Annotated in this window: 14 protein-coding genes; 2 read left to right on the top strand and 12 right to left on the bottom strand. The window is 50.0% G+C overall.

Features of this window, described 5'->3' with window-relative positions; all coding sequences use genetic code 11:
- Positions 1 to 53 precede the first annotated feature (53 nt).
- From PCH05_RS11290 to PCH05_RS11255, 8 genes are all read right to left on the bottom strand, one after another.
- Positions 54 to 761 (bottom strand): PIG-L deacetylase family protein, encoded by a 708-nt coding sequence (locus PCH05_RS11290; protein WP_127602489.1) that lies wholly within the window; start codon positions 759 to 761, stop codon positions 54 to 56.
- Complete coding sequence (locus tag PCH05_RS11285; protein WP_127602488.1) at positions 761 to 1,729, bottom strand: GNAT family N-acetyltransferase; 969 nt, start codon at positions 1,727 to 1,729, stop codon at positions 761 to 763. The genes PCH05_RS11290 and PCH05_RS11285 overlap by 1 nt, the downstream gene beginning before the upstream one ends.
- Before the next feature lie 30 nt (positions 1,730 to 1,759).
- Complete coding sequence (locus PCH05_RS11280) at positions 1,760 to 2,956, bottom strand: anhydro-N-acetylmuramic acid kinase (RefSeq protein WP_127602487.1); 1,197 nt, start codon at positions 2,954 to 2,956, stop codon at positions 1,760 to 1,762.
- 1 nt (position 2,957) lies between these two features.
- The gene (locus PCH05_RS11275; protein WP_127602486.1) at positions 2,958 to 3,818 is read right to left on the bottom strand and encodes a carbohydrate ABC transporter permease; all 861 of its coding nucleotides are present in this window, start codon (positions 3,816 to 3,818) and stop codon (positions 2,958 to 2,960) included.
- A 21-nt stretch (positions 3,819 to 3,839) separates the two neighbouring features.
- Positions 3,840 to 4,742 (bottom strand): carbohydrate ABC transporter permease, encoded by a 903-nt coding sequence (locus PCH05_RS11270; protein WP_127602485.1) that lies wholly within the window; start codon positions 4,740 to 4,742, stop codon positions 3,840 to 3,842.
- Positions 4,743 to 4,829: 87 nt separating this feature from the next.
- Positions 4,830 to 6,251, bottom strand: coding sequence for an ABC transporter substrate-binding protein (locus PCH05_RS11265; protein WP_127602484.1), 1,422 nt, complete (start codon positions 6,249 to 6,251; stop codon positions 4,830 to 4,832).
- Between the two features lie 35 nt (positions 6,252 to 6,286).
- Positions 6,287 to 7,201: an N-acetylmuramic acid 6-phosphate etherase gene (gene murQ / locus PCH05_RS11260; protein ID WP_127602483.1), complete on the bottom strand. Its 915-nt coding sequence runs from the start codon at positions 7,199 to 7,201 to the stop codon at positions 6,287 to 6,289.
- 295 nt (positions 7,202 to 7,496) lie between these two features.
- Positions 7,497 to 8,354 carry a MurR/RpiR family transcriptional regulator gene (locus tag PCH05_RS11255; RefSeq protein ID WP_127602482.1) on the bottom strand — a complete coding sequence of 286 codons (858 nt, stop codon included), beginning with the start codon at positions 8,352 to 8,354 and terminating at the stop codon, positions 7,497 to 7,499.
- Between the two features lie 543 nt (positions 8,355 to 8,897).
- Between PCH05_RS11255 and PCH05_RS11250 the strand changes: the two genes are divergently transcribed.
- A complete protein-coding gene (locus PCH05_RS11250) occupies positions 8,898 to 9,140 on the top strand; it encodes a hypothetical protein (protein ID WP_127602481.1) in 243 nt (80 codons plus the stop codon).
- A gap of 116 nt (positions 9,141 to 9,256) precedes the next feature.
- Here PCH05_RS11250 and PCH05_RS11245 read toward each other — a convergent pair whose 3' ends face one another.
- Positions 9,257 to 10,390, bottom strand: coding sequence for a 5-methyltetrahydropteroyltriglutamate--homocysteine S-methyltransferase (locus tag PCH05_RS11245; protein WP_307719532.1), 1,134 nt, complete (start codon positions 10,388 to 10,390; stop codon positions 9,257 to 9,259).
- 193 nt (positions 10,391 to 10,583) lie between these two features.
- On the opposite strand from PCH05_RS11245, the gene PCH05_RS11240 reads away from it, so the two are divergent.
- The gene (locus PCH05_RS11240) at positions 10,584 to 11,006 is read left to right on the top strand and encodes a GNAT family N-acetyltransferase (RefSeq protein ID WP_127602479.1); all 423 of its coding nucleotides are present in this window, start codon (positions 10,584 to 10,586) and stop codon (positions 11,004 to 11,006) included.
- Positions 11,007 to 11,110: 104 nt separating this feature from the next.
- Here PCH05_RS11240 and PCH05_RS11235 read toward each other — a convergent pair whose 3' ends face one another.
- The 3 genes from PCH05_RS11235 to PCH05_RS11225 form a co-directional block, all read right to left on the bottom strand.
- A complete protein-coding gene (locus tag PCH05_RS11235) occupies positions 11,111 to 12,073 on the bottom strand; it encodes a Gfo/Idh/MocA family protein (protein WP_127602478.1) in 963 nt (320 codons plus the stop codon).
- Positions 12,074 to 12,109: 36 nt separating this feature from the next.
- The gene (locus PCH05_RS11230; RefSeq protein ID WP_127602477.1) at positions 12,110 to 12,940 is read right to left on the bottom strand and encodes a sugar phosphate isomerase/epimerase family protein; all 831 of its coding nucleotides are present in this window, start codon (positions 12,938 to 12,940) and stop codon (positions 12,110 to 12,112) included.
- Positions 12,941 to 13,023: 83 nt separating this feature from the next.
- Entirely contained in the window at positions 13,024 to 14,403 is a 1,380-nt protein-coding gene (locus PCH05_RS11225; protein WP_127602476.1) for an ABC transporter substrate-binding protein, read from the bottom strand.
- Positions 14,404 to 14,462: the final 59 nt, after the last annotated feature.

Raw genomic sequence — 14,462 nt, 5'->3', positions numbered from 1 at the left:
CCTTGACCTGTTGAATCCTGCCCTGCAGGCAGCCATATGTCATGATCGTTTCATTAGAACAGTTCGCTCTTCAGCACGCGTTTGGTTTCTTCCGGAACCATAAAAGTGGCGGCGTACTCTTTGCGTGCCTCGATGCCGCGCACACGTGCCAAGTGCTTGTAATACTCCAGGTAAGGGAAGGATTTGCTGTTGGTCACGAACCAATGCTGTTCGGTCGCTTTAACCCACAAATCAAAAGCTTCCTTCGAAAAATCAACATAGACGTACGGCTTATAGTCCACCGCATCCTCCCAGTTTTCCGCATAATACAATCTGGCCGCAAAATGAGCGGGCAGTTCTCTTTCGAATGATGCCAGTCCCGCGAAGAAACGCGCGTCGTTCACGATGTGATGCGTCGTCGCATGATCTTTGTGCATGCTGTTCTTCCAATGCGTGATGATCACGTTCGGTTTGACCTGACGGATCACGTCGCAAACGCGCAGACGCATTTCTTCGGTATCCTTCAGTTCCCCGTCCGGAATGTCGAATACGATGGATTCGCCGCCCAGCATATCTGCGAAAGCTTTGGCCTCGTTTACCTTTTGCTCGCGGTATTCCGCCATGTCCTGACCTGCAGGAACACCGCGTTCACCGGCCGTAAGCGCAAGCGTTACGATTTTGTCCCCCTTCAAGGAATGGCTTGCAAGAACGCCTCCTGCCGTTAATTCCGCATCTCCAACATGTCCGCCAATCGCCAAAATCGTTAATTTCTGTTCACTCATTATGAAAACTCCCTTCTCATGACTGCAAATTGTTTTACGGTTTGGAAGCCCGCTTTTTCATAAATCCGGATGGCCGGATTCGAACTGCCCGTATAAAGCGACATATAATCCGTGCCGATCGACTTGAAGGCTTCGCACAGCTTGAAGAACAGAATGGTCCCGAGTCCGTGCCCTTCATGATCGGGATGAACCCCGATACCGGCAAAATAGCCGCGCCCGTTATCCTGGCGAATGACCGGACCGGCAAAACCGACAACCTGGTTCCCATGGGCTGCAACAACAACCGGCGTTCCCTCGGTCGTACATGTCCCGATTTCCTTTTCCCACAGCGGATTATTCAGCCCTTGCAGCATGTCCGGCACACCTTCATGTCTGCCTGCATCGAACAGCTCCACGCTGTAGCCGCTTGCGTCTGCCTTCTCTTGCTTGGCGCGAATCTCCTCGGGCATGGCAAACCGGTCAAGATTCAGGTACATGGCGCATTCCTTGGCACGCTCCACATATCCTTCCTTTAGCAGAAACGAATACAGTCTGCTGTCCACCGGCACGCCGGGTGCGTTGTTATGCTCATGCTTGGGCGTATCCGGTATGTACCACGGCAGCATCATCGGATTGAAAAACAGGACGTCCGACTGCTTTTTCCCAAGCTCCTGAAAACGTTGTTCAATGGCATGAAGCAGCTCCGCATAATTCTCTTCGGTTTGGCTTTCTTCATCAAGGACGATGCAGGTCAGATATCCTGCTACCTGCCCCAGCGGCAAATCGTCCCCGGTACAACCGCAGGCAAAGCCGATAACCTGCTCATTTTGAGTCAGCACAAACGTATTTTCTTTGTCAAAATAAGGACTCGAAGCAAAGATCCGTTCGAAGCTTTGCTCCGTGAGCTCCTTATATCCATCCTTTACGGCTTCCGTGTTCCATAAATCGATCACCGCCTGCGTGTACTGCTTATCCCAGGTGTTCATCATGATCAGCGGCCCCTCCGTCTCTTGTCAGGATTAATAGCTTATTTTCCCCATGATGATGGGTCTTGCAGCTCCGGTGACGTTCGGGAGATTGTTCGGCTGGCGTTTCATGGCATAATCGGCAAGCAGCGCGAATGCAACCGCTTCCTTCGCATCACTGCTGTGCCCGACCTCCTCCTGCGTCATGACCTTTACGCCGTACGGCTCCATTTCCTGACGCAAAAATCCGATCAATACCGGATTATAGCTCCCGCCTCCGCCGACCAGCAGGGCGTCCGCCGGATCTTGATCGCGAACGTAACGGCGGTACGCGTCGCCGATCGACCAAGCGGTCAGACGCGTGACGGTTGCCACGACATCCTCCGCTTGGATGCCGCGAAGCTTCGCCTGGTCCAACAGCCAATCTATATAAGACGAGCCGAAATGCTCTCTGCCGGTCGATTTCGGAAGAGGCTGCGCATAGTACGGCTCCTGCTGAAGCAGGCCCAGCAGCTCTTCATGAACGTTGCCCGACCGAGCAATGGCTCCTCCAATGTCCATCGTTAATGGTCCCGGATACAGACGCTCGACGACGCCGTCGATGATCATGTTTCCCGGACCGGTATCAAAAGCATAGACCTGCTCCTGCGAGCAGCCGGCAGGTATGACCGTCATATTGCCGATACCGCCGATATTTTGCAGAAGTAGAGTCCGGTGTGCATCTCTGTAAAGCAAGTATTCCGTAAACGGAACGAGCGGCGCACCTTGCCCTCCCACTGCCATATCCGCCGGCCGGAAATCGGATACGCACGGAATTCCCGTCCGTGCAGCAATCACCGATCCCTCGCCGATCTGAACCGTATAATGGATGTCATACCCGTGCAGCTTTTCGGATTCCGGGGCATGATAAATCGTTTGTCCATGCGAACCGATGACGGCGATTTCAGCGGACGCAAGTCCCGTTGCCGCAATCACGGATAAAGCTGCTTCCGCGTACAGTTCGCCGAGTAATACATTCATGCTTCCGATTTTGTCCACAGTAGCCTGCGCCGGGTCAAACAGGTTGAAAATATCCTGTCTCACGCCAGCCGGATACGGTGTATTTTCGAATGCGATCAATTGGACCGACATGGTCCCGTCCGGATTGTCCGTAATGCTGACCACGGCTGCATCGATTCCATCCACTGAAGTGCCTGACATGAGTCCTACGGCATAGCGGCTTGAATGCATATCCAAGGATTCGCTCTTCATATCAGCCCTTCACCGCGCCTACGGTTACGCCTTCAAGGAAATACTTTTGCAGGCTGAAGAACAGAATGAACATGGGCAGCGCGGAAATCGTTGCACCTGCCATCATTGGCGCAAATAAAGTCGTATTCGCAAACTTGAAACTCTTGAGTCCGACTTGGATTGTCTGCATATCCATAGAATTCGTTACCAGAAGCGGCCAGAAGAACGTATTCCAGTTGTCCATAAATGTAAGAATCGCCATTACGGCAAGAACGGTTTTGGATAAAGGCAAAATGATGCGGAAATAAATTTGGAATTGGTTACAGCCCTCAATCTTTGCACACTCCAGAATCTCGTTCGGAATGCTGCTCATAAATTGCTTGGCAAGAAAGATGTTATAAACCGTAACAAGACCCGGCAAAATCAAAGCGGTATACGTGTTTTGAATATGGAAGACGTTTACGATCAGGATGTAAAGAGGTACCTGTGTGACCTGATAAGGGATCATCATGGCGACGAGCATCACGGAAAAAGTAACGGCTCTGCCTCTGAATTTGATTTTCGAGAAAGCATACCCTGCCATACTGGCGAACACGACGTTAGTCACCATAACTGAGGTGGCCACAATCAGGGAGTTCAGTAACCAGCGCCAAGTGTAAGTATTGAATTGAAAGAAGAACTTGTAAGATTCAAGCGAGAAGCTGCTCGGAAATATTTTGTAATCCATGGCCCCGGCTGCAACGGGTTCACCAAAGGAAGAAATAATCATAAAGTAGATTGGGAAAATCGTTGCCAGTGCAAATAGCAGAAGCACGGTGAAAAGAGCCGTATTTCTGATGTTTCTGGCAGCTGGTTTCCCAGCATGTGCGTTGTAAAGAGCCATAATTGCTGCATCTCCCTTCCTTTAATATTCCACGTCTTTGCCCAGGAATTTGAATTGGATTACCGAAATACCTGCGATAATTGCGGCCAGAATCAGAGACTGTGCTGCTGCCTTGCCGAATTCGAAGTATTTAAATGCGTTATTGAAAATGAGTAAGCCTACCATCGTTGTTGCATTATCTGGTCCGCCGCCGGTCATCAGATATGCATTTTGGAATACCTGGAACGAACCGATGATGCCCGTAACAAGCAAGAACAAGGTTGTTGGTTTCAAACAAGGAACAACAATGTACCACAGCTTTTGGAAGAAATTAGCCCCATCAAGTTCAGCAGCTTCATAGTAGCTACCATCAATGCCAAGCAAAGCTGCAAGGTAAATAATGATGCTCGTGCCATGGCTGGACAACCAAGCCATCAAAACGAGCGAAAACATTGCATATGTGCTGGATCCGAGCCAGTTGTGGGTGCCCATACCAAAGAATGCGGTAATCTTGTTGAAAATGCCCTCTGGCATCGGATCGTAGATCCACAGCCAAACAACAGATAGTGCCACGCCTGAAGCGACAGCAGGAAGATAATATACGGCTTTAAATACGGTTTGCATTCTTTTCTTAAACGGCAAGATCAGGATCGATACTGCAAAAGATAAGAAAAGCGAGACCGGAACCGTCAACAAGGTATAAACAACGGTGTTTACAACCGCCTTCCAGAACAAAGAATCCTTGAAGGTTTCTGTATAGTTGTCAAATCCGATAAACTCGGAACCTAGCGGCTTATACTGTTGAAAGCTGATAATCAAGGCACTGACAACCGGATATGCGGTAAACATCGCAAAAATGATGAGTGCGGCAGCGATAAAAGCATATCCCCAAGCTGCATCGCTATTGAACTTCCGGCGTTTGATCGGTTTAGCATAATCTGTCATATCTGCGAAACCCCTTTCATACTAACGTACCACAGGTATTGGAGGAAAGCCGTATGGAAATCCATACGGCTTTCCGATGTATTCTCTCTAGTCTTTTACAATGCCGTCTTCACCGAAGGCCGATACCGCTGCGGATTTCACAGCTTCGTACATCGTTTCCGGCGTAATTTCGCCTGCGATAAGTGCTTGGAGCTTAGGAACAATCACTTCGTCCTCAAGCTTGATGGCTTTCGCGCCGAGATCTGTAGGGATGTCCGGACGAGCTGGAACGGCAGTTGTCAGCATTCTTTCCACGGCTGCTTTGTTGTCAGCATCGCGGTCAACAGGCATGCTTTCCGCTGCTTTTCTGCTGCTTTCGGTGATTTGTGCTACGAACAATTCGTTATTGGTTGTTGCTGCGATTGCGCCGCTGGACAGGAAGTTAGCCGCTTTAACAACGTTTGCTTTGTGGGCAGCCGTAGGCTCTTTCGTGCCGCGGAATGTTACGTAACCGTCAACGGCAACGCTTGCTTGTGCTTGTGCACCAGCGAAAGCAGGAACCGGAAGTACGACGTAATCGACAGGGATGGAGCCTTTAACTGCGCTTGCGTCTTTGTTCTTCAGCTTCTCATTGTTCAGCTTCGCGGATCTTTCAAAGCCTGCGAGACCTTTACCTGTGATCATGGTTTGACCTGTCAGGAACATGTTCCAACGCTTACCAGCATCGATGGAGCTGAGTTCTTTCGGCATGGAGCCGTCATCGATCATCACGCGGATGTCTTTCAGCACTTCAAGGAAATTCTTGCTTGTGTAAGCGTATTTCAGATCTTTGTCAAAAGCTGCCGGCATGCCGGCGCTCTTCACCAGGATTCCAAGGTAGTCTTTGGATGTTACGCCCGCTGTAGCAAATACGAAGCCGTAACGGGATGTTTTACCGTTTTCAGAGACAACGCCTTTTTTGATGGCTTCACGGAATTCGTCGAAGGTCCATCCTTCTTTTTGCACCTTTTTGTAGTCGATGCCGGCTTTTTCCATGAATTCTTTGTTACCGCCGATGGCATGTGCTTCCATGTAAGCCGGGAAGCCGTAAAGACCTTTACCGTTCTTCATGTACTCGAGTGGAGCTGGGTCATAATCTTTGATCATTTCATCTGTAACCGTATCCGAGATATCCATGACCATACCTGAATCTACATATTTCGAAATGCCGTCAGACCCAATAAATGCGATGTCCGGCGGGCTGCCCGCGTTGACTTGCGTGTCCAGCTTTTGCGTCATGTCTTCCCAGCTTGCAGGTTCAATTTTGAGCGTCAGGTTCGGATATTTTGCGTTGAAATCCTTCGCCATTTGTTCAAAATTGCTTTGGAAGTTCGCAGATACCGGTGGCAGCAAAGCCGTGATGGTGTCTTTTGCGTTCGGGTCGTCTGCATTCGATGATTTGGCATCATCTTTGCTTCCGCAGGCCGACAAAGTCGTCAGCGCCATGCTAAGCGCAAACACCGTTGCCATTACTCGCATTTTCTTTTTCATGAAAAACAAGCCTCCTTGAAAATATAAATGTTTTTTTAGACTACATGATTAAAGTTGCGTATCGCTTTTTTCAAGCTTCCTTCAGCCCGGTTCAGAGCTTCTTCGGCAGGCCCGGCTTCAAGCCCGGTTTCGATCATCATGATAGCCAGCTTGCAATTCATGGAAGCACTTTCTAAATAGGCAGCAGCCTTGTCGTCATCGACCCCTGTCGCCGACTTGATGATTCTGATGGATCGATCGCGGAGCTTGATGTTGCTCGCTTTCAAATCGACCATGAGATTGTCATAAGTCTTCCCAAGCTTAACCATAGTACAAGTGCTAAGCATATTCAAAACCAATTTCTGGGCAGAACCTGCTTTGAGTCTTGTTGAGCCCATGATGACCTCGGGTCCGACTACCGGCGCAATGCAGATGTCACAGACTTTCTCTAATTTAGATGGCTTGTTATTGACGACCCCGATCGTTGCCGCTCCAATCTCCCGCGCTCTCTGCAGAGCCGCGATGACGAATGTTGCGCTTCCGCTCGCCGTGATGCCGATAACCGCATCCTTGTCCGTGATCTTACATTGCTCGATTAATGCAACCCCCTCCTCTGCACTATCCTCGCAACCTTCTACAGCCAGTCTCAGCGCTCCATCGCCCCCGGCAATATGACCTTGCACTAATGAAGGATCAATGCCGAATGTCGGCGGACATTCAGATGCGTCCAGAACACCAAGTCTGCCCGAGGTTCCTGCCCCTAAATAAAACATTCTGCCGCCATTCTTCAACACGTGGTGCAGTACATCAACCGCTTTCGTAATCTGCGGGATTTCCGCTGCCACTGCGGCCGGGACCTTGGCATCTTGCTCATTCATGAGACGAAGCATTTCTTCTGTGGTGCATTCATCGATCATCCGAGTCTGCTCATTGATCTCTTCCGTTGTCAGCCCCGCCAGATACTCATCCATTGCGATCCTCCTATCCATTTGTCTAATTTCTGGAAGTCGCAAATTCGTAGAACGGGATCAAGGCACAATATGTAGTTATTATCATATAATGTTTGACTACATGATGTGTATCAAAACCGCACTTTTGATATTTGCCAAATCCTTTTCTTGATTTCATATTAACGATAAATTTCAATTTGGTCAACAGTTTTTGAAATATTATTTTATTCTAAAATAAATTATTGTTTTTTATTTTTAGCCTATCCCACAAAAAAGACATCTTCCGCCGCAGGGCAGTCGATGCCTTTGAATTCAATTAACGGTGCTTGCTGGCAATGATGTTATGCGTTTTGGTTAAATACTTCTTCACGTTCTTGTATTCCGCGCTGGCGACGCCCGCAAACAAAATATCGATAATCGTGAGCATCGCGATCCGCGATCCCATGGCTCCGCTCCGAATCGTGACCTCGGGAGTCGAAATGTTGAGCACGATATTCGCTTTATCCGCCAGCTCGCTTTTGTTGTATTTCGTTATCGCGATGATGGTGGCCCCGCTTTTCTTCGTAATCTCCAGCGCTTCCAGAATTTCCGTCGTCGTGCCTGAATTGGATATAAAGACTGCTACATCCCCTTTATCGAGCAGAGTGGCTGCGGTCAGCTGGCTGTGGCCGTCCGTGTATGTATGGCACATTTTATTGATACGCGAGAACTTCTGCTCCGCGTCGATGCCGACCAGACCCGAAGCCCCGATGCCGAAGAAAACGATACGGTTGCACGTCCGCAGCACCTGCACAGCGCGGTCCACCTCATGATTATCGATGACGCTCATCGTATCCTCGATGGATTTGATGTTGTTTCTTGACGTATTGGAAATAATGACGGTCAAATCATCACCCGGCTGAATATCCGTATACGGATCCTTCTGCTCTTCCATGGAGCCCAGGGAAGCCGAAATGCTGACGATAAAGCTGCGGTAGCCCGAATATCCCATCGTTTTGCAAAAACGCAGCACAGAGGCGTCACTGGTCTTCGTCAGCTGCGCAAGGCTTTTGATCGAAAGATGCGGTATTTCCTCCAAATTCTGCAGCACATACTCCGCCACCATCTTCTCGACCGGAGTCAAGCTGTCTTTCATTTCCCTGATCTTGATTAGAATGTTATCATGTATCGACATATGTATCCCCTACTATTCCCAGTTTAATAGAATCCCGTTTTCATCATAAACTTTAAATTACCGAAAAACAAGAATAAGGATCATTTATTAGATCTTTTAACATTTTTATGCAAATGAAATTTAATTTCAAAAATAATCCATCAACATAAAATTTTAATTCTATTTTATATTACAGCAGACCAAATTGCAATAAACCTGACATCAGGCGTGCGTTTTTTCCCTGGATATTGTCGAAAATGTTACGGATTCCTGCGGAAGTATCCAGTCTCTGCTACACACGTAGTCTTCATGAATTCAAACGTTAAAGCGCATACAATTTATCAGCGCGCAAAGGCTTATCGTTCCGCCCCCCTTCCCTTGTCATTCTAAAATATGTGGCTGTCGCTTAGTACTTCGTTATAGTTGTATCATAACCGAAAAAGAGGCCCGGAATCTATTGCAACCCGTGTAATATTTTCAGTGCCTTAGTATGGGGGTACCTGCCGTTACCTTTTGTCCACAGCATTTCATATGATGCCTTGTCATGAGGAAGGAGTTGATGACGTGGAAGCTTATTATAACTGCATGCAGTGCATGCACCGGAAGGTTCGGATATTGACGAGGGACGGCAGGATCCATGAAGGAAAAATCGTGAAAGTTGACAGAAGTCACGTATACCTCGAGACGGAAGATGGAGGAGGTCCGGTCAGAACCTCGGCTTTCGGTCCTTACGGATATGGTTTTGGAACCAGAAACTCCATATTGACGCTAAGTCTGTTTACGCTGCTGGCTATTGCGTTGATTTGAAGCACGTTATCTCCTCGTGAAGGGGAGATTTTTTTTCGTGCCGATTTGCCGGTCCATTGGACAAGAAAAACACGAAGCACCGCTCATGTGCGCCTCGTGTTGTCCCTGCCGATCAATTAACCCCAAATTTCTTTGGCTGCCTGAACGACTAATCCCAGCTTGTTCCATTGATCCTGATCCGTAATCGTATTCCCTTCTTCTGTGGACGAGAAGCCGCACTGCGGGCTCAGGCACAGCTGATCCAGACGGACGTACTCGGCAGCCTCCTGCACACGCCGCTTGATGTCCTCCAGGTTTTCGAGCTCGCCCGTTTTGGTCGTAACGAGTCCCAGCACCACGCATTGATTCTGAATATGGCGGAGCGGCTTGAAATCCCCGGCACGGTCACTGTCATACTCAAGAAAGAAGCCGTCCACGTTTACTCTGGAGAAAAGCTCCTTCGCGATCGGCTCATAGCCTCCGTCATACAGCCAGGAGGACTTGAAGTTGCCACGGCAAATGTGGATTGTAATACTCATATCCGCTGGCTTGTTTGCAACCGCATCGATTGTGATGTCCGCGAATGTTTTCACCAGCTCGTCCGGATCGAAGCCCTTCTGTTTGATTTTCTCCCTGAACTCATCGCTGAACAGCGCGCCCCAGCTGGTATCATCGAGCTGAAGATAACGGCAGCCCGCTTGATAGAATGCGGCAATGGCGTCGCGGTATACCTGCACGATATCCTTGGCGACCTCTTCGAGCGAAGCATAGGAAGGGTGATCCGCATATTTTTGGCTGTTGATCACGCCGGAATAAAAAATCATGTTCGGTCCCGGAATCGTGAATTTCGCAACATGATCGCCCGCGGCCTGTTTCAGGAATTTGAAATCCTCGAGAAACGGATGGTCCGATGGAAAGCCGAGCTTGCCTGCTACTGTATAGCCTTTGGCTTTGTTCATCGCGCCATGGAACAGTCCGGAAGCACTCAAATCGAATACCTCGATGCCTTCCAGCGCTTCGATGTAGTCCAGATGCCACCAGGTCCGTCTGAATTCACCGTCGGTTACGGCGGTCAAGCCTACCTTCTTCTGCTTCTCCACCAGCTTGATAATCTCGGCATCCTCTACGGATCGAAGCTCTTCCTTAGATATTAAGCCTTCGTTAAACTTGGCTTTCGCCTCCTTCAAGACCTGAGGCCGCAGGAAGCTGCCGACCTGATCCGCCCGGAATGGCGGTACTTTTCTGTCCAAGGTTACTGTTGTCTCTTCCATCATGTTCTCTCCTTTTTAGCGTTTCGAAATGTCGATTTCTTATGATTATCCTACTAATCCGCAAGGTTAACAAGCAAAAAATGTGATTTGGTTGACGGTGTGTCCAGAATATTTTTTTTTCTTGTCAGTTACGTGGCCAGCCTTTATGTTTAAGACAGATACCCATTCTATCCCATATAGCGAGGTTATGAAGATGCAATATACAATCAGGCAGATGACGATTCGGGATTATGATCCTTCTATTGAGTTGTGGAAACGAACTGAGGGAATGGGGTTAAGCGAAGCCGATTCCAGAGAAGCGATTATGGCTTACCTGGAGCGAAATCCGGAAATGAGCTTTGTTTGTCTGGATGAAGAGCGGATTATCGGTACTATTCTATGCGGCCATGACGGGCGCAGAGGGTTTATTTATCATCTGGCGGTCGATGCGGAATACCGCGGACGCTCCATTGCGACACGATTGGTGGAGAACAGTCTTTCGATGCTGGAGCGCTGCCATATCGATAAATGCCATCTGCTGGTGATTGCAGATAACGAACTCGGCAACCATTTCTGGAGCCAATCCGGCTGGCAGAGAAGAGAAGGCTTATTCCTTTACTCCAAATCCATTACATAAACGTTCACGGGCAAGATGGTTTTCAGTGCTGCGTATATAAAAAACGGCAGCCCGGGTATTTCCGCCCGGGCTGCCGTTTTTTCAATCGAATTATAGAATAAAATTCACGCAAAAAATACCGGCTGGCCCGTCTTAGCCGATTCGTTCGCGGCGAGCGTCACTTCCAGGGTCCGGAGCGCTTGGGTGTAATCCGCCAGAATTAAACTGCGATCCCCCGTTTCAACCGCTCGGATAAACGCGTCATCCTGCATTTGATAGAAATCCCCCTTGCCCCGGAGAATCGTCGTTTGCTCCGGCTCCAGGATCGTCAGGTCTTGACCTTCCAGCGTCAGGCGGAAATTCCGCCCCATGATTTCAAGCGATGCGCGCCCGTCCGGCTGCGGGAAAAATCCCGTATCGATATGCCCCAAGGCTCCCGACTCGAATACCATGTTTACCGAAGCCGCATCGGGCGTCGTGATGCCCGGCACGTCGCGGCTCAGCAGGAGGGCCATATCCGCGGACACTCTGCGGACATCCCCAGCCAGGTACAGCATCATATCCAGATTATGCGTGGATTGTTCAACCAATTGGCCGCCCGACTTGGCGTGGTCCACCCACCAGACGTTAGGCGGAAGCCCTCCGAACCGGTACGCCCGCACCATGGCGATTTCTTTGCCTTCAAGGTATCGCTTTGCACGCTGTACGGATTCCATATACCGCAAGCAGTAACCCGAGCCGGTGATAATTCCCGAATGCTCGAGCACATCCGCTTTCCGGCGCACTTCTTCCATGCTCAGGCCCAGCGGCTTTTCGACCAGCAAATGAATCCCTTTAGCCGCAGCCTTCTCCTCCATATCGCCATGTGCAAAAGGCGGAACACAAATGAAGAGCGCATCCAGTTGTTCCTGTTCCAGCATGCTGTCGTAATCGGTGTAAGCCTTCCCTCCGTACTGCTTCACTGCCGCTTCTGCCGCTCCGGGCGCAACGTCGCACACAGCAGCCAGCTCCGCACGTTCGTTGCGATGAATATGCTTCATATGCTCTGCCGCAATAATACCGGCTCCCACGACTCCAATTCGAATCATGAATCGATCTCCTCCGTTTCGATGTCTCTGCTGAATTTAATGGGGATTTTTTCCCATAATAACATCCAGATGCCGGGACGTGTCAAAGATTAATTGATCCGGGAAGCTGGCATACGGCTCCAGCTCCGCCGTCAAGCTGTCCCTGTACTGAATGTCGCTCAGTGCCAGCCGGACGTTCAGCCAGTCCACGTCCCCCGACAAGAGCGGTACGAAGCCGTGATGATTTCCCACCTGTACCCGGAAATCCTTCACGTGAATTTTGCGAATGCGCTCTCCCAGTGTGCGGATCCAGTGCTCCGGTTTGCCGAAGGCCAGCGTATTGCCTACATCGAAGTAGGCTCCCACTTGCGGCGATTCGAATTGATCGATATAACGCGCCATTTCGAGCGGACTCCACAAAAATTTGTTCCAAACGTTTTCGATCGCGATGCCTACGCCGGTGCCGCTGAGCTCGTCGATGAGCGGCTGCAGCGCACGCTGGGACCGTTCCCATACATCCTCGTAAGTCACGTCCGGCTCAATCCACCCCGGAACGACCAGAATGGTATCCACCTCAAGCTCCAGCGCCAGTTCAATTTGTTTGCGGATCGATTCCACGCCCTGGGACCGAACGTCTTTGTCCGGAGAACTGAGCGGATACTTTCCGAGCATTTCGGTAGACAGGCTGCTGATCGACAGCCCGTAGCTGCGCACAAGACGTCCGAGGGCTTTCGCCTCTTCCGCTGTGGTATCCATGGTAAGCCCGATTCCCCCGGGGGCGTACAAATTCAGCTCGATCGTCTCGAATCCAGCGGCGGCGCTTGTTCGAAGCACCTTCCCCAGCGAAGTTCCCGCAGGAAAGCACCACTGATTAATTCCTTTTTTCATCTTCATCCTCCTCTACCACATGTGCTGATTTTCGTCAGAAACGGATAAGTGCAAAGCCCTTGCGGGCTTTGCACCTTCATGTATTACTTTAAGTTCGCCGACCATTTTTCCGCGCGCGCCTGCAGATCGTCCAGGAACTTCTGGATATCCGGCGCATTTCCTGTCGCCGCTTTGCTGATAAAGCCGTTCACGGCAGGCACGATATCGCTCATATAGAACGGGTTGGCTTCGTCCATCAGCTCCGAATGGCCCACTTCCGCAATTTCAAGCGCTTTTTTCACGTACTTATCCTCAGGAGACACAAAATCGGCATTTTTCAGGGTTGGCGTTTGCGCAAAGTTGTCATACATATATTTTTGCGTCATCGGACTCGTCAGGAACTTGAGCACCTCCCAGGATGCTTTGACGTCCTTGGCTTTCTTCGCCATAATGAACGGGTCGACGGCAACCCAGCCTTCGCCTTTCGGACCCATGTTCAGTACCGGCTCGAATCGGTCGAGCAGATCTTTGTTCTTCTTGCTTTGATACTCGTTCATCGTCGCGCCGCCGGTCGAATCCAGCGCGATGGCGATGTTATTTTTGTCCAGTCCGAAATTTTCGGCCCCTTGGGCGTTGACGAATCCCGCAGGCGGCAGCTTGGATGCTTCCTTCAGCCATTCCATCACCTTCACCATTTCCGGCGTATTCAGATGCCATTTGATGCTTTTTACGTCCTTGAGGCTGCCTTCAGCCCCCTTCGCGCCGAAAGCCAGCGTCAGTGCTACAAACGTCGAACCGTTCAGCGAGTTGCCGCTCCAGTACAGGCCATAATTGTCTTCGCCTGTTTTCGGATTTTTGCCCGTCATTTTTTTGGCCTTTTCCAGAATTTCTGCCGGATCCGCTTTGGCGGTTAAGGGTTCGACGCCCCAGTCCTCGAACAGCTTTTTGTCGTAAATGGTCATTCTGCGACCCAGAGCTACCGGAATGCCGAACTGCTTCGTACCGTCGGGAGACTTGGTGCTATAGGAATTGTTCATGATGCCTGCCAGATAAATGTTGGGATCAAAGCTCGTATCTTCCTTGATCAAATCATCCAGATCACGCAGCAGCCCTTCCTGATACCATTGGGATGCAAAAGCGCCACCGGTGTACATCACGTCCGCATCTCCGGACAACAGCATCGCGGATTGCTTGGCTTTGACGTTTTCCCATGGAATTTGATACAGCTCAAGCTTAATGTTCGGGTACATTTTATAAAAGGTTTGATCGAGATAATCATTCAGGCCAATCGTCGGATTTCCCGTCTGGGCGTTGATGCCGTTATCCAGCTGCCAGCCCGCCAGAGCCACCCTCACGGTTCCTTTCATATCGGAGACCTTCTTGATCTCCACCCCGCCGGTCACATCCGTGTCCGAACCGCCCGAACAGGCCGCAAGCGACAAGACGAGCACGCAGGACATGATAAGTAATAATGCCTTTTTCATGGATTTTCCGTTCCCCCTTTTTCATCACACTTGAAATCACGTAATACCAAACAACTTGA

Origin of the sequence: Paenibacillus chibensis (assembly GCF_004001045.1) — a bacterium.
GTDB lineage: Bacteria > Bacillota > Bacilli > Paenibacillales > Paenibacillaceae > Paenibacillus_AQ > Paenibacillus_AQ chibensis.
Note: the sequence above shows the minus strand (reverse complement) of the source record. Positions and strands in the feature narration are given on the sequence as shown.